The following is a 22,174-nucleotide window of genomic DNA, read 5'->3' as shown; positions in this document are numbered from 1 at the left end:
GTGATCGGATAAAACCGAAACAGGTGATCGGTTTAAACCGAAATGGGTGATCGGATTGAACCGAAATGAGTGTTCGGATTCATCCGAAACATGCAACTTAAGGTAGGTTTTGGCGATCTTGCCGTCCTTGGTGTCTTTCGCTTTCGGAAAGTAGCCCATTTTGAACATTGCCTGGCGCATTGTATTGTCCGACATAGGCTCATCAGGCTTTGTTTCAGAAGGAAACAGCAACTCATAGTGACCGGTAATGCGTTTGATGCGTTTAATGACATCAAGAGCTTGGGCTGATAACGGCACCTCATGTGGCCGCTTCATCTTCATCCGCTCTGAAGGAATTGACCAAACCTTGTTATCAAGGTCGAATTCCTCCCAACGAGCGCCTCTAAGCTCCCCTGAACGAACAAATGTTAGAATCAGTGGGTAAGAGGCCGGAGCAGGTTGCCTTGCGCCAAAGGCGCAAGCTACGCGTGTATGCGTGCTATCACAAAATATAAAAATATGGGGATTATTACTTGAGGTGTGTTCTTGCGCTGAAAGCGCAAGCTACACGATTTGGAATTGGTGCCCGGGGCCGGACTTGAACCGGCACGCTGTTACCAGCGAGGGATTTTAAATCCCTTGTGTCTACCAATTCCACCACCCGGGCACTAACGTAAACCAAGTCATGGAGGCGGGTCCCGGAGTCGAACCGAGATCCACGGATTTGCAATCCGCTGCATAGCCATTCTGCCAACCCGCCGATGGTTTGGAGCGGGAAACGAGACTCGAACTCGCGACCCCAACCTTGGCAAGGTTGTGCTCTACCAACTGAGCTATTCCCGCATCGCCATCTGCCGCAGCATTCTACTGTTTAAATGAAATACGTCAACGACTTTTTGTGATTTTTGTGACTGTTTGGCTATTTTTAGCGCAAACCTATCAATTTCTAGTCAATTGTGACCCTGCAGCGCGCAAATATTCCCACATTGACCACAATGTAAGTACAAACGCGATAAAGAATAAAACGATTGAAATCCAGAATGTCCAGATATTTGCATCCCATAACAGACCGATTAGCGCGACCATTTGTGCAATAGTCTTTAATTTACCCAAATTAGATACGGCCACTTTTTCACGGTCGCCGCGTTGTGCCATCCACTCGCGCAGTGCACTTACGATCAACTCACGGCAAATCATGGTCAGCGCTGGCACAGTGATGTACCACGCATTGTAATCCTCAACCAGCACGACTAACGCGGCGATAACCATCGCTTTATCAGCAACAGGGTCGAGAAACGCGCCAAACTCGGTGAACTGGTTAAATTGACGAGCAATCCAGCCATCCAGTGCATCAGTAATTGCGGCGAGCCAGAAGATAAACGCCGACCAAAAACGAGCATCTTCAAACGGTAAATAAAACACGATTAAAAATACCGGGATTAATAAAATCCTAAAACTCGTCAAAATATTTGGGATATTCCACTTCATTATCCGCAATCCTTTTTTTAGCTCAGTGGCGCAGCCGCCCTGCTATCGCTATCTAAATGAGTAGTATATTTTCTCAGCCAGTGCACGACTAATGCCTGGCACATTGGCTAACTGGTCAATACTAGCGTTTTTTACCTCTTGTAATCCACCAAGATTTTTTAAAATCTTTTGTCGACGCTTAGCGCCAATTCCTTCTATCTCTTCTAAGCTTGAGGTACGTTTAACTTTATTTCGCTTTTGACGGTGCCCTGTAATAGCGAATCGATGCGACTCATCGCGGATGTGTTGGATTAAATGTAAGGCGCTGGCGTCCTTACTGAGCGGAATCGTCTCGTGGCTCCCAGCCATGATCAACGTCTCTAGCCCTGGCTTACGCGACTCACCCTTTGCCACACCGATTAGCATCGGTGCATCTTTACCCCAATCGGCAAAATAGTTCTCCGCCTGAGCCAACTGCCCTTTACCGCCGTCGATAAATAGAATATCCGGGATATTGCCAGCATCCTTAGCGTTGTCGTAACGTTTTGCCAAAGCTTTTGCCATCGCGGCGTAATCATCGCCCGGCGTGATACCGGTAATATTATAGCGCCGGTAATCAGACTTCTTAGGCCCGTTTTGGTCAAACACAACACAGGATGCGACCGTTTGCTGTCCCATTGTGTGACTGATATCAAAACACTCCATGCGCTGGATGGGTACACCAAGCTCGAGCACTTGTTGGAGTGCCGAGGTTCGTCGATTCATTGTACTCTGTTGATTCAACTTACCCTCTAACGCATTAATGGCATTCTTTTGGGCCAATTGCTGATATTGCTTACGCTCTCCACGCACATTGTGAAGCAACCGCACTTTACGACCGACCGCCTCACCCAGGACCTCACCAAGCACTGGGTCATGTTTTATTTCATCCGGTAGCACAATCTCGGCGGGCGTTTTTCGGCCGGAGCTCTGGTTTAAGTAGAACTGCAGTAAGAAGGCTTGTAGAACCTCTTCATCAGATGTATCCGCCGGAACTTTAGGAAAATAACTGCGGCTGCCCTGCAAGTGATTATCACGGATAAACAACATCTGTACGGTGGTTACACCATTTCCGCGTGCAAAGCCGATAACGTCAAGCTCTTCTTGCGCACCGGTCACTGAGTTACGTTCTTGTGCACGGCGTAACATCGCGATTTGGTCGCGATAGCGTGCGGCACGCTCAAAATCGAGCGATTCGCTGGCGTTTTCCATCCGCGTTACGAGTTGATCAATCACCTGCTGGTTCTTACCGTTAAGAAACTGTCTCGCCAGTTGCACCTGCTCATCGTACTCTTCATCGGTGCATACATTCACGCATGGTGCTAAGCACCTCTTCAGCTGATACTGCAAACACGGACGGCTGCGGGCTCGGTAATAGGCATCCTCACACTGACGAATAGGAAACAACTTTTGCATGAGTCGCAGACTCTCGCGCACCGCGGCTCCGTTAGGAAACGGACCAAAATACTCACCCTTTTGGCGCCGCGCACCGCGATGAAAACCTAATCGCGGATGCGTATGATCGGTCATAATAATGTATGGATAGGACTTATCGTCGCGTAGTAAGACGTTGTAACGCGGGCGATATTTTTTGATATAGGTATTCTCGAGAATAAGCGCTTCGGCTTCGGTATTGGTGACCGTGACATCCATGTCGGCAATTTGCTTAACTAAGACTTGAGTCTTTACGCGATCGACTTTTTCACGAAAATAGCTCGATACACGTTTTCTTAGGTCTTTTGCCTTGCCGACATAAATCACATCGCCTGACTCATCATACATGCGATATACGCCAGGCTGATGAGTCAGGTGTCTCAGAAAGTTTTCTGCATCAAATTGGTTGCTCATACACCTTCAAATTCTAATAGTTCAACGAGTCCCGCTCGTAATGCTAGATGGGACAATTGTACATCACTATTAATATTAAGCTTTGCAAAAATTCGATACCTAAATGTATTGATTGTTTTACTGCTGATGCACAAATGCTCCGCAATCTCACAGACGCGTACCCCACGTCCTATCATTTGCATCACTTGTAGCTCGCGATCACTGAGTCGCTCAACAATACTACGGCGGTTATCGCCATACGGGTTTTTTGCCAGATATTCGGCAATAGGCGCAGCGACAAACACCGAGCCTTGTCGTAACGATGCGATGGCCGTCACCAGTTCTTGGCTACTGCCCGACTCAAGCAGGTATCCGTCGACCTCCTGAACGCCGCATTGAAAATCCAATACGTCTTGGTAGGACTTGCCCCACACAATGAGTTTAATGTGCTCATGACGTCGCTTCAGTCGCCGCCAGTTTTCTACGGTCGCATCACCGGCGAGGGAACAACCTAAAACCACCACCGAGTCGGGATGTTCATTCACCGCTAATCGCAATTGCGGCATTGAATCGACCGTCTCAACTTCATCAGAAAAGTTTTGCTCTACTACAGTGCGCATCCCTGCGCTAACAATAGGGTTGTTGATTGCTAAAATAATTTTCGCCATTTTTGCATAATTCCTCTCAACAATTGATTGAACATGGGTTTTGCTGATTAAAGCGAGAGTAAATTTGAGCAAAAATAGCTATTTAGCAAGTTATAAATCGAATATTTTGTTAACTAAACTCACTCGATTTTCTGTGAAGTCTCAATTTGAAGCTAAATTCGTTTCTGATCGAGTAATTGCCATAAATAACAGGCGAGATAGCTCCGATACGGCGATGCGCGCTCTGGAATAATGATCACATCGCGCTCTTTCAACAACGCAATCGCCTTGCGTAATGAACTATCTTGTATTGGAAACAAATCCTCATGACCAAAGTGGAACATGGCTAAGATGGATGCAGACCAAGGACCGACACCTTTTATTGTCTGCACTTCATGTAGGAGTTCGTCACATGTTAACGAACGCCACTGCTCCATTTTGCCACCCCCGTTTTGCCAATAGACTTCAATCGCACCCACTGCGACCGCCTTATTACGACTTAACCCACACTCTAATAAGTCATCGTAACTCAATTGAGCAATCCGCACGCCCTGCTCGGCCGCCCGAGTCTCGACCCTTGAGATAATTGTTTTAGAGGCTTGCAGACTCAACATTTGTCGCATTACGATACGTGGTAATGCTTCGATAGGGTCCATACCTGAGGGCGTTAATGGATCGACATGATCCTGCTCAAGCAGGACCAGTTCGAAGCCAGGCTGGGTTGATAATAGGTGTTGCTTTACATCGTTTGCCTTTTCACTCATGCAAACACCGTAAAGGTTTGGCGGCTAATCGCAAACAGTTCGCCCTGCTCATCCCACAAACCAGCACGGCTGTGTCCATAACCATCAGCCGCGTACTCAATCGTTGCTAAGTAGCGCCACCATGTCGTAGTTTGCTTTTCTGACAATCGCTTATCAGGGAACTCGATGGTCCAGGTTAGCGATGACGCTGGAGCGGGCTTTTTCAAACGCGGCAATACCGCCGGTGGCCACGCGTCGACCAAACCCAGTACCGCAGCAATCGTCATTTCATGTTGTTCATTACGGAACCGAACCCAACCACCGAACTCACGTTCAACTTGACCGCTAAACGGCATACCGCCGCGCAAAATGCGATAGTCAAAATGCTTCGCAAACTCAGGCGTTACAGGCGAATCGGGAATCCCCATGCCTTGTTCTGGTGCGGCAAACTCTGGCGCTGGCTCTTGATCTTCAAATACGGCAGATTCACGTGCTTTACCTAAGCTCGCTAGCGCGAACAGTGTCACTTCACCATTTTGAATAATCTGCGCACTCACTTGCACGACCGACGACCCTTGACGCAAAACATTGAGCGCTAGCTCCGCTTTACCAGGTGCCGTCGGTGCGACAAAAGACACGTTAAATGCGCGCATGTGATAAGCCGCATCAAATTGCTTAAGAATAAAGTCAGCGGCTATACCGGCGCTAAATCCACCAAAAAATGCACGCCCTTGCGCCCATCCTTCAGGTAACTCAATAGTTTGTTGATGTTTATCTTTTACAATTTGCGCTAGGGTTTCAAAAAACATATAAACCTCGTTAGGTTAACTACTCAGCAAGCCCAGCACGACGAGTGCTAAGAAAGCGCCTGCTATTAAAAAGGCATAAATAAATGAGCAAATGAAAAACTTAAAGAGTGTCATTGGCCATGACTGCTGATAAAACAGTTTCTGAGTGAACAGCAGGTACGCCACCATCCACATCAATAAGATATTCTCGGCGTAACTGGCAAGCTCATCTATCCATGGATAGTCGAAAAGCGTACTCAACCAAGTCGCACTGGAATCCGTAATTGTCAGCATCATAAACGACAACAACAAAAAGGCATGGGTGTGCAAGGCAACAGCCAGGTGCTCAATGTAGTAATGCTTACTGAAGGGGTAACATAGCTTAAGCAATAGCGCCCAGAATGGGAGCATGAGCAACATCGCCTGAGGTGCGTTCCCCACTAGCCGCTCAATAAATGCGCCAGGATTCTGTTGCATTAACTTAAGCTTTTGCTCAAGCAGCTTTTCATCCTCGGCATCTAATAGCGGAAAGTCTTTTAAATCGAGGTTGAGCGTTGCCGGTTCTTCATCTGGTGGTGTTACTGTTACGTCCGAAGCCGGTTCGTTTTGTGTCGCCAAAAGTGCGTCAGCTTTATCAATCTGCTGTTGAATTTCCGCTTGTTGCTCTGGCGATAGGTCTTGATTGACTTGTGGTGTAAAGTCAATCAACGCTCGCATTACCATGAACGAAATAAGCGACATAAAGAAATACATACGCAACGGGGGTACGTACGACGCGTGCCGTCCTCGAACAAATTCAAGTGATAAAAAGCCTGGACGCATAAATAAACCGCTGAGCGTTCGGTAAAACCGAGAGTCCCAATGACCCAATTCGCCCATTAAGTCACCGACAACGGCAAATATACTGCGTAAGTAGCGTTTATCCTGCTGACCACAACGATGGCAATACTCACCTTGAAGGGGGGTATCACAGTTTTTGCATAAAATGTGGGTCGCAGGTGGTTGGCTCGCTTCCATGAGGCGCACTCCATCTCTTATTATTGCCTCAGTATATTCAGCATTCAGGATGAAGTACAATAGCCGCTAAAACGAAAAAAGCCCGCTCGATGAGCGGGCTTTCGAAATTTGGCGGAGAGGGAGGGATTCGAACCCCCGGTGGGTGTGAACCCACGTCTGATTTCAAGTCAGGTGCATTAAACCGAGCTCTGCCACCTCTCCGTAGTCTTTGGGGCTTTCCCCTGAAGACGAGGCGAATATTAAAGACCTTCGCCGCGCTTGTAAAGTAAAAATTTAAATAAAGTCGTCAAATTTGGTTCGTTTGACTATGATTTAATCAAAGCGATCACTTTTCGAGCTAACTCACAGTAATAAATCGAATTTCCTACCTAATAAACTACTTTAAAGGTAGTATCACTACCCATATACTAAGGGTATACAAGCATCATCAGTTAAGAAACTTTTTAGCAATTTTACAGTCTTAAAAACTAGCGTTAATCAACGGAGATAACTATGAACGATCGTAGTCAGATGTATGTCGGTCAGCAGCAAGTCGCCGGCTCAGTGAATAAGGTGTTACGTAACACCTATGCACTGCTTGCCATGACACTTGCGTTTAGTGCTGTGACAGCAACCATCAGCACCATGATGAATTTACCTTACCCAGGCTTTTTCATCACCTTGATTCTTTATGTTGGTTTGCTGTTTGGTATTCATAAAACCAAAGACAGCGCCATGGGTATCGTTTTGACCTTCGCCCTCACCGGGTTCTTAGGTTATACCTTAGGTCCACTACTTAATATGGCGCTACAAATGCCAGGTGGTGGCGAGATGGTTGCAACCGCATTAGGTGGCACCGCATTAACGTTCTTTGCGACATCAGGTTATGTACTGAGTACTAAAAAGGACATGTCTAAGCTCGGCGGTTTAATTACTGCGGGTATCATCATGGTGGTTGTAGCGATGCTCGCTAACTTCTTCTTCCAGATGCCTGCGTTACAATTAGCGCTGTCAGCTATCATGATCCCATTGATGGCGATGTTGATTATGTATCAAACCAGTGAAATTATTCACGGCGGTGAGCGTAACTACATCTTAGCAACGGTTACTTTGTACGTTTCTATTTATAACTTGTTCGTTAACTTGCTAACATTGTTGATGGCATTTAACGGCGACGACTAAACATACGCGAAAGCGAGTTTAATAGAGCCCCGCTTCTTGCGGGGCTTTTTTTTACTGATAAGTTAGAGACGAACAATGAACCTTACGCTCATTATAAAAGCAGACATACACGCCGATGCACGGCATCGAGCGGCACTGCGCTTTGCCGAACAAGCACTTGAGGATGGCTATACACTGACTGGCGTATTCTTTTACGCAGATGCCGTGCGTCTCGCCAGTGCCGCAGCGGTTAATAATCCGTACAGCCAACAATGGTGTGCGCTCGCCGGACAGCATCAATTTGGCTTAGTGGTATGCCATACCGCCGCTGAACGTCAAGGTATCGAGCAGTTCAGCGATTACTTTGAACCTGCGGGTCTCACTCAATTGGTGAGCTGGATGAACGCGGCAGACAAAGTGGTGACCTTATCATGAGTAAAAACTATGCGGTTATTCAACTAAGTGCAGAGCTTGAGTGCGCACGCTCAGCGCTCGATTTGGTCTTGTCACTCGCCAGCTTAGATCAGTCGGTGCAACTTATCATGCTTGATAATGCGTGGATGTCGTTACAGTCTGAACTTCATAAACGCTACGGCTTGTTAGAGTTACTTGATGTCGACCCCGTATTGATTGCCAGTGCAAGCGAGCCTGCATTAGAGGACGGCGATATTGAGTTTCAATGGATCGCCAAGCGTGATGTAAACGCCCTACTTGCCGATTATGCCGAGGTGATCACATGCAACTAGACACCACTCACTGGCTTCAAACACAGCCACTTCTTACGTGGGTAGCGCAACAGCGGAGTTTGCTCAATGAGCACACAGCGATATTGCTGACCGAGGCGACAGCGCGTGATTTACCCGCAACATGTCCAGCTGCGCTACAAATGTGTAAAATAGTCATCCCCGAGCATGAAATGCGCACAGCCCCTGCCGATTGGGTCGAAGTCATTAGTGATGCTCAATGGGTTGAACTGATTACGCACACGCAACATTGGACTTGGTAGTATGATTGAATTCAACGGTCGCCAATACGAAACCGATAAACACAACTATTTAGCTCATCTTGATGACTGGAGCGAAGCCTTGGCACTGCATTTTGCGGAGCTCGAAAATATTGAGATGACCCCTGCGCACTGGGAAGTCGTGCATTTTGTGCAAGATTTTTATCGCGAGTATGACACCAGCCCTGCCATGCGTGTGCTGGTAAAAGCGATGAAGAAGAAACTCGGCGAAGAAAAAGCAAACAGCCGATATCTCTACCGACTGTTTCCTAAAGGGCCTGCAAAGCAGGCAACACGTATCGCGGGCTTACCTAAGCCCGCGAAGTGTATTTAACCGATTACGCCTCGATGCGCTCGATACCACCCATGTACGGGCGCAATACCTCTGGAACGACAATTGAACCATCGGCTTGCTGATAATTCTCGAGTAACGCCACCAATGTGCGCCCTACTGCCAGACCTGAGCCATTTAAGGTGTGCAATAGCTCGGGTTTTTTCGCGCCTTTACGACGGAAACGCGCTTGCATACGGCGCGCTTGGAAGTCGCCCATATTTGAGCACGAGCTAATCTCGCGATACGTATTTTGTGCTGGCAACCACACTTCGAGATCGTATGTTTTAGTTGCACCAAAGCCCATATCGCCAGTACATAACAATACTTTACGATACGCTAGGCCGAGTTTTTGCAAGATAGTCTCTGCATGGCTGGTGAGCTGCTCAAGCGCATCCATTGACTGCTCTGGGTGCGCCAACCAAACCAACTCAACTTTATCAAACTGGTGTTGGCGAATCAGACCACGGGTATCACGACCGTGTGAGCCCGCTTCACTGCGGAAGCACGGCGTATGCGCGGTCAGCTTAACTGGTAGCTCAGCTTCATCAAAAATCTCATCACGCGCTAAGTTGGTCAGCGGCACTTCAGCGGTTGGAATCAACGACAACGGGATCTGTTCTTCTGTCTCGCCCTGAATGTGGAATAAGTCCTTACCAAATTTAGGTAACTGACCCGTGCCATAAAGGCTGTCATGGTTGACCAAGTAAGGTACATACGTTTCAGCGTAGCCGTGCGCTTCGGTGTGCGTATCTAGCATAAACTGCGTTAAAGCACGGTGTAGACGCGCAATCTTACCGCGCATCACGACAAAACGTGCGCCAGTGAGTTTAGCTGCGGCCTCAAAATCCATGCCCTTCGCGAGTGCTTCTGCTAACTCAACATGATCTTTAGGTTCAAAATCAAACTGCGGTGGCTCGCCCCACACACTGATTTCTTGGTTCTCTGACTCATCTTTGCCTTCAGGAACACCCTCCGCAGGCAAGTTAGGCACGCCCATGATCAGTGCGCTGAGCTTATCTTGTACTTCTCGTAATTCTTCTTTCGCCGCGTCGAGTTGTGAACCGAGGTCACTGACCGCATCGAGAAGCGGCTGGATATCCTCACCTGCCTGCTTTGCTTTACCAATCGCTTTCGAGCGACTGTTACGCTCAGCCTGCAACTGCTCCGTTTTTACTTGAATCGATTTGCGCTGCTCTTCGAGCGCTTGGATCGCTTCGATATTCAGCTCAAAACCACGCGTTTTTAAGCGTTCAGCTGTTTGTTGCAGTTCCTCGCGGAAAAATTTTGCGTCTAGCATGGATATCCTACTTCACTTAATTCGGTTTAATGATAAAGAAATTATACAACGCCATTGCTGCTGCGACACCTAAGACGCATAGCCCAACGTTGAGTACGATATTTAATGAGGCTCGCCCCCATTCTCCTTGCGTCGCCAATTGCACCACTTCGACAGAGAATGTTGAGAAGGTCGTAAAGGCACCTAGCAAGCCAACGCCGACAAATAACCGCACGGACTCTGAGAGTCCTTGGTGTTGCACATGTGCGTATACAGCGCCTAATAAAAATGAGCCTATTATGTTAACGATCAACGTTGCAAAAGGGAACCGCCAACCGGTGCTTAACATCAATAAAGCCACGCCGTGCCGTGCGCTTGCACCCACCGCACCACCTGCAGCTACCATTAACCACTGACTAAGACTGGTCATCGGACTGTCCTCTCTGCCACTCGCTGCGTTCATCTTGCTGACGAAGCCATAACAGTTTGTCTTTAATTTTAATCTCTAATCCACGTGGCTCGGGCTGGTAAAAATAAGCATCCGCGAGCGCGTCAGGCAAATAGCGTTCGCCTGCCACGTAGGCATTGGGATAATTATGGGCATAGCGGTAATCTTCGCCATAGCCCTGTTCTTTATGAATTTTAGTTGGCGCATTACGTAAATGGCTGGGTACTTCTGCCGTTGGGTGCGCTTTTGCTGCTGCAACAGCCGCCTTGAACGCCGTGTACACCGCATTGCTTTTAGCCGCACTAGCGCAATACACAACGGCCTGTGCGATAGCACGCTCGCCCTCTGCGGGACCGACACGGTGAAAGGTATCCCATGCATTTAAGGCAATTTGTAGCGCGCGCGGGTCGGCGTTGCCAATGTCTTCAGAGGCGATGGCGAGTAAGCGTCGCGCGACTATCAGCGGATCGCCGCCGCCCACTAAAATGCGCGCATACCAATATAAGGCGCCATCGGGTGACGAACCGCGCACCGACTTATGAAAAGCCGACAAAATATCGTAGAAATGGTCGCCCTTATTATCAAATGCGGCTTGCTGCTCGCCTACCGCGTGTAATAACAGTTCGGTATCAAGCGCTGTCTCTCCATCCGCTAAGTAATCCGCCGCGACTTCTAAGTAATTCAGCATGCGCCTGGCATCACCACTAGCCAGGTCCAACAATCTGTCCTCAGCCTCTGCGGTAAGCTTAATCTGACGAGTACCCAAACCACGTTCTGCATCTTGCAGGGTACGCTTGAGCAACGCGCGCAAATCTTCAGGCTTGATGGACTCAAGACGGTAAACGCGGGCACGTGATAATAATGCGTTGTTCAGCTCAAAGCCGGGGTTTTCGGTCGTTGCACCAACAAAAATTACGGTGCCATCTTCAATAAAGGGTAGAAAGGCATCTTGTTGGCTTTTATTAAACCGATGGACTTCGTCAACAAATAACAAGGTACGGCGACCTTGCTGCTTAGCGCGTTGCTTAGCCTCATCAATCGCTTGGCGGATTTCTTTTACACCGGAGGTGATTGCACTAAGGCGTGATACGGTCGCATCGGCTGAGGTTGCCATCAGCTCGGCGAGGGTTGTTTTACCGGTGCCGGGCGGCCCCCACAGGATCATGGAGTGTAAACGCCCTTGCGCAACGGCTTGCCAGAGTGGTTTTCCCTCAGCCAGTAAGTGCTGTTGACCTACATATTCGGCGAGTGACTGCGCACGCATGCGCGCAGCCAAGGGCCTAAAATCATGCTCTTCTTCAAACGCGAGTTCACCGTTGGTCATCGACCTCGACACCTTCAGGCACGTTAAACTGGAATTGGTCGGTGGCGAGCGTTTCGTTCATGACCACATCATCGAGCGCGATGGTCGTGGTATCACCTTGTTTTTGCTTCAACACAATGCGCGTTAAGGTGTCACCATCAAAGCTCAGTGTCAGCTCATTACCTGTCGCTTCATTGATTACATCAAATGCACCGTCGGCTTCGTCGTAGCTCACATCAAATTGTTGCCAACGCGCTTGAGTACCTTCCATTAACAGCAACAACGGGCTGTTTTCTACCGCGTTGCTCTGCGCATAGACGGTTACCTGTTCAACGAACGGATTGTAATACCACACCGACTCACCGTCTGCGACGAGGAGCGTGTCATCGGGTGGATTACTGCGCCAACGCAACATGGCGGGGCGCTGCAATGCAAGTTCACCGGTCAGGCTCTGTAATACATCGCCACCGCTGCCCGTTACCGTTTGCTCAAAGGTGGCTTGCACGCTTTTGAGTTGCTGCATTTTCTCTTGCAACTGTTGCTTAGCTTGCTCTGTTGCCCAACTTACAGGGCTCATTACTACACCCGCGATGACTGCCAGTGCGATTCCATACTGCTTCATATTAATCCCTCGGTGGTCTCGGTGCGAGTACATCCCGCTGACCATTATTGCCAGCACTACTTACGACACCGGACATCTCCATTTGTTCGACGATACGCGCCGCACGATTGTAACCAATTCTGAATTTACGCTGCACGCTTGAAACTGACACGCGTTGTGTTTCGGTCACAAAGGCAACCGCTTCGTCGTAGAGTGGATCGGATTCTGCTTCGTCCATTTCTTGTTGCTCACCCGGCAACAACGCGTCTTCACCTTGATCACCCGAAAGAATTTCCTCAAGGTAATTAGGTTTGCCGCGTTTCTTCCAATCGGCGACGACCGCGTGTACTTCGTGGTCATCAACAAAGGCACCGTGCACACGCACAGGAGAACCACTGCCCGGTGGTAGGTAGAGCATATCACCCTGCCCGAGTAGCTGTTCCGCGCCCGGCTGGTCAAGAATGGTGCGTGAATCGATTTTAGATGATACTTGGAACGCAATCCGAGTAGGAATGTTCGCTTTAATTAACCCGGTAATCACATCGACCGATGGGCGTTGCGTCGCCAAGATTAAGTGAATGCCTGCTGCACGCGCCTTTTGCGCGATACGGGCAATGAGCTCTTCGACTTTCTTGCCCACAATCATCATCATGTCGGCAAACTCGTCGATTACCACCACGATGTTGGGTAATTTCTCTAACTCAGGTGGCATGTCATCGATCGAGTCACCCGGTTTCCAAATAGGGTCTTTCAGTGGCTGCCCCGCCTCTTTCGCGGCCACTACTTTGGCGTTATAGCCTTTGAGATTACGTACGCCCAAAGCTGACATCAGCTTGTAGCGACGCTCCATTTCACCGACACACCAACGTAGCGCATTGGCTGCGTCTTTCATATCCGTGACCACCTCAGTTAATAGGTGCGGAATACCCTCGTATACCGAGAGCTCAAGCATTTTCGGGTCAATCATAATCAAGCGGACATCTTCCGGTGTGCTCTTATAGAGCAAACTCAAGATCATGACGTTTACACCCACAGATTTACCTGAGCCTGTGGTACCGGCGACCAGCAAGTGCGGCATTTTCGCCAAATCAACCACGACTGGCGAGCCTGCAATGTTCTTACCGAGCACCATGGTCAACGGTGATTGGCTGTTTTGAAAAGCATCGCGGTAAATGACTTCACTCAGCTGTACCACTTCGCGATGTTTATTAGGTAGCTCCAAGCCCACATAGGATTTGCCTGGAATCACTTCAACCACGCGTACCGCAACCGCCGACAATGTGCGTGCAATATCTTTGGCTAAGTTCGAAATCTTAGAGACTTTTACGCCTGGCGCTAGATCCAGTTCAAAGCGCGTAATAACGGGACCAGGTTGGACGTTGGCAACCACGACATCGACACCAAAATCCTTCAATACGGTCTCAACGGTGCGTGAAACTTGATCCAGTTCCTCTTGCGTGATTGGATTCTCTTGCTTGTTCGGTCTATCAAGCAACTCAATCGAAGGGAGTGGCGCCATGACTTCTTGCTCACCCTCCCCTGCTGCTTCTTCAACTGCTGTGCTTGGCTCTGTTTTAGCTTGTGTTGTCGAAGCTTGTGTCGTCGAATGCTGAGTGGACGCCTCTACAGCGGTTGGCTCGCTGCGTTTATTACGCGCCTCGGCTGCCTGCTTCGAAAAGCGTGGCGCATCACTTTCAGACAACACTGGGTCCGGTTCAAACGGCGGTTCATCGTCATTTTCTAACTCGTGTTCATCCAATGCAGAGAGTGACGGTAAGTTAAGCACAGGCTCTTGTTTGGTATCAGCTTTTTGCTCTACCAGTGTGGTTTCATCCCAGTCCGAGGTATCAAGTGTGTCGTCGTCCTCGTCGTTCGCCTGTGTATCACTATTGTCCTTTTTAGTATCACGGTCGTGACCTTTAGTGCCATCCGACTGCCACACCGTACGAATGCGTTCGTAACACCACAAAGCACCTGTAATGCATAATTCGCCGAGTTTATCGGCCACTTGTAACCAACTGATGCCCGTCACTAAGGTTAAGCCGGTGGCTAAAAAGGTTAACAGCAAGATAGTCGAACCGACAAAATTCAAATACGGCATCACCGACGCGGCGATCACATCACCAAACACGCCTCCCGCCGAGAAGTAATAGATATCGTCAAAGTTTATCGACGATAGCGCAGCACCACCTATGAGGGTTAACAATGCGCCGACTAAACGCAGGCTGACTGCCAAGTAGTCGAGTTCAAGTAATTGGTGGGTTTTGCGAAACAACATGTAACCCAAGCCAGCAAACGCGAAAGGAATTAAATAAGCGACAAATCCAAATGAGAACAGAAGTACATCAGCAAGCCACGCACCGACAGCACCACCTGCATTATTGATAGTGCCTTCGAAACCTGTCTGTGACCAGCTCGGATCGGCTGGATTAAAGCTCACTAAAGCGAGAAATAAAAAAATCGCGAGCGCACCGCTGATTAATAAACCAGCTTCTAATAATCGTTGTACACCTGTCATTGCTCGTCTTATGCTTCCTGTCATTGGGATCTTATTATAGTGGAGGCTCTCTGCCCCCGATTGTAGCGAATCTCGCTGCTAATGTTAGCCCTTTACTAGAACTTTATTCTCTTGTTTTACTTCTTCCATTACAACATAGGTGCGCGATTCGTCGACACCGGGCATCATCAGCAAGGTTTCACCGAGTAATTTACGGTAAGCACGCATATCGGGTACTCGCGCTTTAATCAGAAAATCAAAGTCGCCGGCGACCAAATGGCATTCCAGTATTTCTTCGGTTTTACGTGCTGCCTCACTGAATTCAGCGAAGGCATCAGCCGACGTGCGCGACAAGGTAATCTCGACAAATACCATTAAGTTAGCGCCGAGCTTAGCGGGGTTAATACGGGCATGATAACTCTCGATAACACCCTCGCGCTCGAGCTTTTTTACCCTTTCTAAACAAGCAGTTGCGCTCAATCCAACACGTTTTGCTAGCGCCACGTTGGCTATACGTCCGTCGTCTTGCAGAATGCGCAGGATCTTACGGTCAATTCTGTCAATAGTGATTTCATCGGTGTTTTCTGGAAATCTCATAATTTTATCGCGTTAATTTGCCAGTTACCCCTAATATATCACTATAAACTGGGTTAAAAAAAGTGCGTAATTCAGTTTGTTTTCAGTCTATAATTGCGCCACGAAATTTACCAATCACATCAGCAAATAAAACGCACTCAATGCGTGTCAATTATAGAGGGTGAGTATGTTAATAGGTGTTCCTAAGGAAATTAAAAACCACGAGTACCGAATCGGTTTAACGCCTGCTGCAGTTCGCGAATATGTTGCGAATGGTCACGACGTTATCGTTGAAAACAACGGCGGTGCTGCGATTGGTTTCACGAACGAAGACTATCAAGCTGCCGGCGCGTCAATTATTGAAACGCCAGAAGAGATCTTCGAACGTGCTGACATGATTGTCAAAGTTAAGGAACCTCAGCCAAACGAATGTAAGATGCTACGTGAAGGCCAGATCCTTTATACCTTCTTACACTTGGCACCTGATCCAACACAAACCAAGTTGTTAGCTGAATCAGGCTGTACTGCTATCGCATACGAGACAGTGACTGATAACCGCAATGGCTTACCGCTTTTAGCACCTATGAGTGAAGTCGCAGGTCGTATGTCGATCCAAGCAGGCGCACACTACCTTGAAAAAGCACACGGCGGTAGCGGCACTTTGTTAGGTGGCGTTCCAGGTGTTGCTCCAGGTAAAGTGCTTATTATCGGTGGCGGTGTTGTCGGTACCAACGCTGCAAAAATGGCACTCGGTTTAGGTGCTGATGTGACTATCCTTGACCGTTCATTGCCGCGTCTACGCGAGATCGATGATATCTTCAATGGTCAAGTCACCACGATTTACTCAACCGTAGATGCTATCGACAAGTATTCACGTGAAGCTGATTTAGTTGTTGGCGCAGTCCTGATCCCAGGCGCAGCGGCACCTAAACTCTTAACGCGCGAACACATCAAAAACATGAAGCCAGGTTCAGTGTTGGTAGACGTTGCGATTGACCAAGGCGGTTGTTTCGAAACTTCATACGCGACAACGCACCAAGATCCGGTATACGTGATTGATGATGTTGTTCACTACTGTGTTGCGAACATGCCAGGTGGTGTTGCACGTACTTCAACCATCGCACTTAACAACGCAACCTTGCCATACGGCATTGCGTTGGCTAACAAAGGCAACCAAGCGATGTTAGAAAACGAGCACTTGTTGCGCGGCTTAAATATGCACGCTGGCAAAATCACGTACAAAGCAGTCCACGATGACTTGGGCGAAGAATTAAGCCTAGAGTATATAGACCCACGTGAAGCATTATCTAAGTAATTAGACACTCATTGAGTGTTACATAAAAGCCCACCCCAGAAAGGTGGGCTTTTTTTATGTTCTTCTTGTGACTTTTACTTGCAATCCATACAATCGACCCCATACCTAATTTTATAATTGATACACATTTGTAGTAGGAGCAACAACATGGCTGAAGCCAAGCATTGTAAACTTTTAATTTTGGGTTCTGGACCTGCGGGCTATACCGCTGCAGTCTACGCCGCTCGTGCCAATCTTGACCCTGTACTCGTTACGGGCATGCAACAAGGCGGCCAGCTAACCACCACCACCGACGTTGAGAACTGGCCAGGCGATGCAGAAGGCTTAACCGGACCCGATCTGATGGTGCGCATGCAAAAACACGCTGAGCGTTTTGATACTGAGATCGTATTTGACCATATCAATAAGGTCGATTTTTCTGAACGCCCTTTCCGCCTAAAAGGTGATGTAGGCGAATACACTGCAGACTCAGTCATTATCTCAACCGGTGCTTCTGCTAAATATTTAGGTTTAGACTCTGAAGAAGCATTTATGGGTAAAGGCGTTTCTGCATGTGCAACCTGTGACGGCTTTTTCTACAAAAACCAAAAAGTGTGTGTCGTAGGGGGTGGTAACACCGCCGTTGAGGAGGCGCTATACCTGTCAAATATCGCCAGCGAAGTGCACGTGATTCACCGTCGTGATAGCTTCCGTTCTGAAAAAATCCTGTCGGACCGTCTGATGGAAAAAGCTGAAAACGGTAATGTGACCTTACACCTGAACAAAACCTTGGATGAAGTCTTAGGTGATGACTCAGGAGTGACCGGTGTTCGCATTAAAGACACTAAAGGCGGCAGCACCTCAGAACTTGACGTGGCAGGTTGTTTTATTGCGATCGGTCACCAACCTAACACCGGCTTGTTTGATGGTCAGCTCGAAATGAACAACGGTTATATCGTGGTTCAAAGCGGTCTTGAAGGAAACGCAACCGCCACCAGTATCCCGGGTGTGTTTGCCGCAGGCGATGTGATGGATCATGTGTATCGCCAAGCCATTACCTCAGCAGGAACGGGTTGTATGGCAGCCCTTGACGCTGAGCGCTACCTCGACGCATTAACTAAGTAAATTTAAGACGAGTCGCTGCCTATGATCGTAGAACTGAGTCCTAGCTCAGTCAGCTTTCCGCCTGTGTCGATGGCACTGGCGGAACCCAACGGGTTACTTGCCGTGGGCGGCGATTTATCACAAGCTCGCCTACTGAGCGCCTATCGCTCAGGTATTTTTCCGTGGTTTGCTGCCGATGACCCTATTTTATGGTGGTCACCCAACCCACGTGCTGTTTTTATTCCTAACGACATTCACTGCTCTCGCTCGTTAAAAAAGGCGATGCGACGCCAATCATGGCGTATTACACTTAATCATGCCTTTGAGGAGGTCATTGATGAGTGTGCCACGATACGCGCCGAGCACGAAGGCACTTGGATCACTGAGCCCATGCGTGACGCCTACTGCGAGTTGCATCGTCACGGACATGCCCACTCGGTTGAGGTATGGCTCGACGACACCTTAGTGGGTGGCTTATACGGTGTCAGCATCGGTCGATTATTCTGCGGCGAGAGTATGTTTCATCGCGCAACCAATGCATCCAAAGTGGCGCTGCATTGTTTTGCCAATGCCTTTGTAGAACACGGCGGTGAATTGATCGATTGCCAAATGGAAAATCCGCATTTAATGTCATTAGGTGCGGTACCCATGTCCCGCGAACATTTTCTTGAGCAACTAAAAGCGTTACGCGATCGCCCTCTTACAGGTGATTTCTGGTCGCTAGGAGATATTAGTCGTTATTTATGAGTGTTAAGCTCGGCATTACAGGCTCCCGCCCCTGTGGTTACCTCGATGAACAAGAAGAGCGTTTAATCGTTACGGTTACTGATGAACACACGCCAATGAACGCACATTTGTACGAGCATTTAATGGCGCATGGCTTTCGTCGTAGTCACAACGATGTGTATCGCCCGCATTGTGAGTTCTGCCAAGCGTGTCAATCGCTGCGTTTACCCGTTAACGAGTTTAACTACAGTAAAAATCAAAAGCGTGTGCTTAGCAAAAACCGTGATTTAGTTCTCAACATAACGGATACCCCACAACCAGACTACACCTCGCTATTTTGTCAGTTTATTGAGGAACGTCACGCCGATGGCGCCATGTATCCACCCGACCCCGAATCATTTTGGCTCTGGTGTGATGCTGACTGGATGAAGCCACAATTTTTTGAATGGCGTGACAGCGAGGGCACGCTGAAAATGGTCAGTGTCGTTGATGTACTCGCCCGCTCAAGCTCAGCCATGTACACATTTTTTGACCCCAGTGAGCACAAGCGTTCTTTAGGCACCTACTCTATCTTGAGTTTAATCGAGTGGACAGCGGCGCAAGGACTGGATTACTTGTACCTTGGGTATCAAATTGATGCTTGCGATAAGATGAATTACAAAGCTCGTTTTACACCAAATGAACGCCTTATTGGCAATCATTGGAAAAAAGCGGTAAAATCTCCCACACAAAAATGAACCCTACGCGTACAATGTACGCTCATTAGTTAAATTCTAGAGGATTTTAATGGCGAAAGAAGACAGCATTGAAATGCAAGGTACGGTATTAGACACCTTGCCAAATACTATGTTTCGAGTTGAACTAGAGAACGGTCACGTTGTGACTGCACACATCTCTGGCAAAATGCGTAAGCACTACATCCGTATTTTAACGGGTGATACTGTAACCGTTCAGCTTACCCCTTACGACTTGAGTAAAGGACGCATCGTCTTCCGCGCCCGTTAATCACTATGCAATAAAAAAGGGGCTCAAAGCCCCTTTTTTGTTTGCTGACTGAGTTAACACGCTAGCTCTCAATCGCTTCGCTGGTACTGTCATAGTCAAATTTCAACTCGTCGTTGTTATCTAACGAGACTTTGACTTGACCGCCACGCGTTAATTGACCAAACAGGATCTCATTCGCCAATGGTTTTTTCAGGTGTTCCTGAATAATACGACCCATTGGACGTGCACCCATTTGTTTGTCGTAGCCTTTCTTAGCTAACCAATCAATCGCTTTCGACTCAACCTCAAGTGAGACACCTTTACGGTCCAGTTGTGCTTGCAGTTCGGTGATAAATTTATCAACAACTTGCAGAATCACCTCTTCACTTAAGTGATTGAACCATACGATGCCATCTAACCGGTTACGAAACTCTGGCGTAAAGGTGCGGTTGATTTCCGCCATGGCGTCGTGACTGTGATCCTGTTGCTTAAAGCCGATCGACTTACGCACTGTTTCACGTACACCCGCGTTGGTTGTCATTACGATAATGACATTACGGAAATCCGCTTTACGTCCATTGTTATCGGTTAACGTACCGTTGTCCATCACCTGCAATAAGATGTTATAAACATCGGGATGGGCTTTCTCGATCTCATCAAGTAGCAAGACTGAATGAGGCTGCTTGATAACTGAATCGGTTAACAATCCGCCTTGATCAAAGCCAACATAGCCTGGAGGTGCACCGATTAACCGGCTCACCGCATGGCGCTCCATGTACTCCGACATATCAAAGCGAATCAGCTCAATACCCATGGCTTTAGCCAGCTGCTGTGTCACCTCGGTTTTACCCACACCGGTAGGCCCTGCGAACAAGAACGACCCGATAGGGGTATGTTCATTACCTAAGCCTGACCGCGATAAACGAATCGCAGAGCTGAGTTTGTCGATCGCTTCGTCCTGACCAAACACCACCATCTTCAAGTTGCGATCGAGCTGCTTGAGAATGTCTTGGTCTGTGCGCGACACCGACTGCTCTGGAATACGTGCAATCTTAGCGATAATCGCCTCGATATCTTGCACACCGACGGTTTTCTTACGCTTAGACGGCGGCAATAAGCGTTGTTGAGCGCCCGCCTCGTCCATGACATCAATCGCCTTATCGGGTAAATGGCGCTCATTGATGTATTTTGCAGCGAGTTCAGCCGCGGCTTTAATCGCCGGTTGGGTGTAACGAATACCGTGGTGATCTTCATAGCGCTCTTTTAAGCCCATCAAGATCTTAGTGGTATCTTCAACACTGGGTTCGCTAACATCGACTTTCTGGAATCGACGCACTAATGCACGGTCTTTTTCAAAAATGTTTTTGAACTCAGTGTAGGTTGTCGAGCCAATGCACTTGAGCTGACCGCTCGAAAGCAAAGGCTTCAGTAAGTTTGACGCATCAAGCACGCCGCCGCTCGCTGCACCCGCACCAATAATGGTGTGGATTTCATCGATAAACAGAATAGCGTGCTCTTTTTCGCCTAACTCTTTTAATAGCTGTTTAAAGCGCTTCTCAAAGTCGCCACGGTATTTAGTGCCCGCAAGTAAGCCACCCATATCCAACGAGTAGATCACCGCTTCCTCGAGGATGTCAGGTACTTGTTTATTCACAATGCGGTACGCTAGACCTTCAGCAATCGCCGTTTTACCTACGCCGGCTTCACCCACCAGTAGCGGGTTGTTCTTACGGCGACGACATAAAATTTGTGCACAACGCTCTAGCTCATCATCACGACCAATGAGTGGGTCGATCTTACCGTCTCTTGCTTGCACATTAAGATTGGTACAGAAGCGTTTAAGATGGGTTTGCTGTTCTTCGCTTGCGGCGGCCATCTCCTCTTCATCAGGAATATGTTCATCCATTGGCTCATCTTGTGAGCGTGCGATGCCATGCGAAATATAGTTCACGATATCTAATCGAGTGATATCGTGCTTATTAAGCAGATAGACCGCTTGTGATTCTTGCTCACTGAAGATAGCGACTAACACATTAGCGCCACTGACTTCCGCATTACCCGACGACTGTACATGAAATACAGCACGTTGAAGCACGCGTTGAAAACCAAGTGTTGGTTGTGTATCCGCACTATCATCTTGTTCATCGAAGGTCGGTGTGCTGCGGTCGATGTAACTAATGAGTTCTTCTTTAAGCTGCTCAAAGTTGAGTCCGCAAGCGCGTAACACTTCAGCCGCGTCTGGGTTATCGAGCAAAGCCACGAGCAAATGCTCAACCGTCATCAGTTCATGACGACGCTCACGCGCCAATCTGAACGCATCGTTCAAGGTAAGTTCTAACGCCTTGTTTAACATACCACTCTCCTTACCGTACTACGGCTGT

The 22,174-nt window shown here is 48.3% G+C and carries 24 protein-coding genes and 4 tRNA genes; 10 read left to right on the top strand and 18 right to left on the bottom strand.

The window, feature by feature from the left end:
* The 11 genes from DFP83_RS02600 to DFP83_RS02550 form a co-directional block, all read right to left on the bottom strand.
* A partial coding sequence (locus tag DFP83_RS02600; protein WP_244912973.1) for a tyrosine-type recombinase/integrase occupies window positions 1-414 on the bottom strand: 414 nt, incomplete at its 3' end.
* Window positions 415-559: 145 nt separating this feature from the next.
* Window positions 560-646: transfer RNA gene (locus DFP83_RS02595), tRNA-Leu, on the bottom strand.
* Window positions 647-665: 19 nt separating this feature from the next.
* Window positions 666-739: transfer RNA gene (locus DFP83_RS02590), tRNA-Cys, on the bottom strand.
* 7 nt (window positions 740-746) lie between these two features.
* Window positions 747-822 (bottom strand) — tRNA-Gly (locus DFP83_RS02585).
* Window positions 823-918: 96 nt separating this feature from the next.
* Window positions 919-1,467 (bottom strand): CDP-diacylglycerol--glycerol-3-phosphate 3-phosphatidyltransferase, encoded by a 549-nt coding sequence (gene pgsA, locus DFP83_RS02580; protein ID WP_110572846.1) that lies wholly within the window; start codon window positions 1,465-1,467, stop codon window positions 919-921.
* Between the two features lie 48 nt (window positions 1,468-1,515).
* Window positions 1,516-3,333, bottom strand: coding sequence for an excinuclease ABC subunit UvrC (uvrC, locus tag DFP83_RS02575; RefSeq protein WP_110572844.1), 1,818 nt, complete (start codon window positions 3,331-3,333; stop codon window positions 1,516-1,518).
* The gene (locus DFP83_RS02570) at window positions 3,330-3,980 is read right to left on the bottom strand and encodes a LuxR C-terminal-related transcriptional regulator (RefSeq protein ID WP_110572842.1); all 651 of its coding nucleotides are present in this window, start codon (window positions 3,978-3,980) and stop codon (window positions 3,330-3,332) included. The genes uvrC and DFP83_RS02570 overlap by 4 nt, the downstream gene beginning before the upstream one ends.
* A gap of 152 nt (window positions 3,981-4,132) precedes the next feature.
* A complete protein-coding gene (locus DFP83_RS02565; RefSeq protein ID WP_110572840.1) occupies window positions 4,133-4,723 on the bottom strand; it encodes a DNA-3-methyladenine glycosylase family protein in 591 nt (196 codons plus the stop codon).
* Window positions 4,720-5,511: an acyl-CoA thioesterase gene (locus DFP83_RS02560; RefSeq protein ID WP_110572838.1), complete on the bottom strand. Its 792-nt coding sequence runs from the start codon at window positions 5,509-5,511 to the stop codon at window positions 4,720-4,722. Before DFP83_RS02560 ends, DFP83_RS02565 begins: the two co-directional genes overlap by 4 nt.
* A 15-nt stretch (window positions 5,512-5,526) precedes the next feature.
* The gene (locus tag DFP83_RS02555) at window positions 5,527-6,507 is read right to left on the bottom strand and encodes a DUF3667 domain-containing protein (RefSeq protein WP_110572836.1); all 981 of its coding nucleotides are present in this window, start codon (window positions 6,505-6,507) and stop codon (window positions 5,527-5,529) included.
* 109 nt (window positions 6,508-6,616) lie between these two features.
* Window positions 6,617-6,708: transfer RNA gene (locus tag DFP83_RS02550), tRNA-Ser, on the bottom strand.
* A gap of 291 nt (window positions 6,709-6,999) precedes the next feature.
* Between DFP83_RS02550 and DFP83_RS02545 the strand changes: the two genes are divergently transcribed.
* From DFP83_RS02545 to DFP83_RS02525, 5 genes are all read left to right on the top strand, one after another.
* Entirely contained in the window at window positions 7,000-7,668 is a 669-nt protein-coding gene (locus tag DFP83_RS02545; RefSeq protein ID WP_110572834.1) for a Bax inhibitor-1/YccA family protein, read from the top strand.
* Window positions 7,669-7,743: 75 nt separating this feature from the next.
* Window positions 7,744-8,082, top strand: a complete 339-nt coding sequence (locus DFP83_RS02540) for a DsrE/DsrF/TusD sulfur relay family protein (RefSeq protein ID WP_110572832.1) — start codon at window positions 7,744-7,746, stop codon at window positions 8,080-8,082.
* Window positions 8,079-8,393, top strand: a complete 315-nt coding sequence (locus DFP83_RS02535; RefSeq protein WP_110572830.1) for a hypothetical protein — start codon at window positions 8,079-8,081, stop codon at window positions 8,391-8,393. The genes DFP83_RS02540 and DFP83_RS02535 overlap by 4 nt, the downstream gene beginning before the upstream one ends.
* Complete coding sequence (locus tag DFP83_RS02530) at window positions 8,384-8,653, top strand: hypothetical protein (protein WP_110572828.1); 270 nt, start codon at window positions 8,384-8,386, stop codon at window positions 8,651-8,653. The genes DFP83_RS02535 and DFP83_RS02530 overlap by 10 nt, the downstream gene beginning before the upstream one ends.
* Window position 8,654: 1 nt before the next feature.
* The gene (locus tag DFP83_RS02525) at window positions 8,655-8,984 is read left to right on the top strand and encodes a TusE/DsrC/DsvC family sulfur relay protein (RefSeq protein WP_110572826.1); all 330 of its coding nucleotides are present in this window, start codon (window positions 8,655-8,657) and stop codon (window positions 8,982-8,984) included.
* A 4-nt stretch (window positions 8,985-8,988) separates the two neighbouring features.
* Here DFP83_RS02525 and serS read toward each other — a convergent pair whose 3' ends face one another.
* From serS to lrp, 6 genes are all read right to left on the bottom strand, one after another.
* Window positions 8,989-10,281 carry a serine--tRNA ligase gene (gene serS, locus DFP83_RS02520; RefSeq protein ID WP_110572824.1) on the bottom strand — a complete coding sequence of 431 codons (1,293 nt, stop codon included), beginning with the start codon at window positions 10,279-10,281 and terminating at the stop codon, window positions 8,989-8,991.
* Window positions 10,282-10,297: 16 nt separating this feature from the next.
* Entirely contained in the window at window positions 10,298-10,690 is a 393-nt protein-coding gene (gene crcB, locus DFP83_RS02515) for a fluoride efflux transporter CrcB (RefSeq protein WP_110572822.1), read from the bottom strand.
* Window positions 10,677-12,032: a replication-associated recombination protein A gene (locus DFP83_RS02510; RefSeq protein ID WP_110572820.1), complete on the bottom strand. Its 1,356-nt coding sequence runs from the start codon at window positions 12,030-12,032 to the stop codon at window positions 10,677-10,679. Before DFP83_RS02510 ends, crcB begins: the two co-directional genes overlap by 14 nt.
* Entirely contained in the window at window positions 12,019-12,633 is a 615-nt protein-coding gene (gene lolA, locus DFP83_RS02505; protein WP_157981513.1) for an outer membrane lipoprotein periplasmic chaperone LolA, read from the bottom strand. Before lolA ends, DFP83_RS02510 begins: the two co-directional genes overlap by 14 nt.
* A 1-nt stretch (window position 12,634) precedes the next feature.
* Window positions 12,635-15,130, bottom strand: a complete 2,496-nt coding sequence (locus DFP83_RS02500) for a DNA translocase FtsK (RefSeq protein ID WP_110572816.1) — start codon at window positions 15,128-15,130, stop codon at window positions 12,635-12,637.
* An 84-nt stretch (window positions 15,131-15,214) separates the two neighbouring features.
* Window positions 15,215-15,706 (bottom strand): leucine-responsive transcriptional regulator Lrp, encoded by a 492-nt coding sequence (gene lrp, locus DFP83_RS02495; protein WP_071463781.1) that lies wholly within the window; start codon window positions 15,704-15,706, stop codon window positions 15,215-15,217.
* A 166-nt stretch (window positions 15,707-15,872) separates the two neighbouring features.
* Between lrp and ald the strand changes: the two genes are divergently transcribed.
* From ald to infA, 5 genes are all read left to right on the top strand, one after another.
* Window positions 15,873-17,000, top strand: coding sequence for an alanine dehydrogenase (ald, locus tag DFP83_RS02490; protein ID WP_110572814.1), 1,128 nt, complete (start codon window positions 15,873-15,875; stop codon window positions 16,998-17,000).
* A 147-nt stretch (window positions 17,001-17,147) separates the two neighbouring features.
* A complete protein-coding gene (gene trxB / locus DFP83_RS02485) occupies window positions 17,148-18,104 on the top strand; it encodes a thioredoxin-disulfide reductase (RefSeq protein WP_110572812.1) in 957 nt (318 codons plus the stop codon).
* A gap of 21 nt (window positions 18,105-18,125) precedes the next feature.
* Window positions 18,126-18,830, top strand: a complete 705-nt coding sequence (gene aat, locus DFP83_RS02480; protein WP_110572810.1) for a leucyl/phenylalanyl-tRNA--protein transferase — start codon at window positions 18,126-18,128, stop codon at window positions 18,828-18,830.
* The gene (locus DFP83_RS02475; protein ID WP_110572808.1) at window positions 18,827-19,546 is read left to right on the top strand and encodes an arginyltransferase; all 720 of its coding nucleotides are present in this window, start codon (window positions 18,827-18,829) and stop codon (window positions 19,544-19,546) included. Before aat ends, DFP83_RS02475 begins: the two co-directional genes overlap by 4 nt.
* 49 nt (window positions 19,547-19,595) lie before the next feature.
* A complete protein-coding gene (gene infA, locus DFP83_RS02470) occupies window positions 19,596-19,814 on the top strand; it encodes a translation initiation factor IF-1 (RefSeq protein ID WP_071463778.1) in 219 nt (72 codons plus the stop codon).
* A gap of 61 nt (window positions 19,815-19,875) precedes the next feature.
* On the opposite strand, the gene clpA is transcribed toward infA, so the two are convergent.
* Window positions 19,876-22,146 carry an ATP-dependent Clp protease ATP-binding subunit ClpA gene (gene clpA, locus DFP83_RS02465; RefSeq protein ID WP_110572806.1) on the bottom strand — a complete coding sequence of 757 codons (2,271 nt, stop codon included), beginning with the start codon at window positions 22,144-22,146 and terminating at the stop codon, window positions 19,876-19,878.
* Between the last annotated feature and the right edge of the window lie 28 nt (window positions 22,147-22,174).

The sequence above is a fragment of the Idiomarina fontislapidosi genome, assembly GCF_003226255.1.
GTDB classification, from domain to species: Bacteria; Pseudomonadota; Gammaproteobacteria; order Enterobacterales; family Alteromonadaceae; genus Idiomarina; species Idiomarina fontislapidosi.
This window is presented reverse-complemented; position numbering and strand designations above follow the sequence as displayed.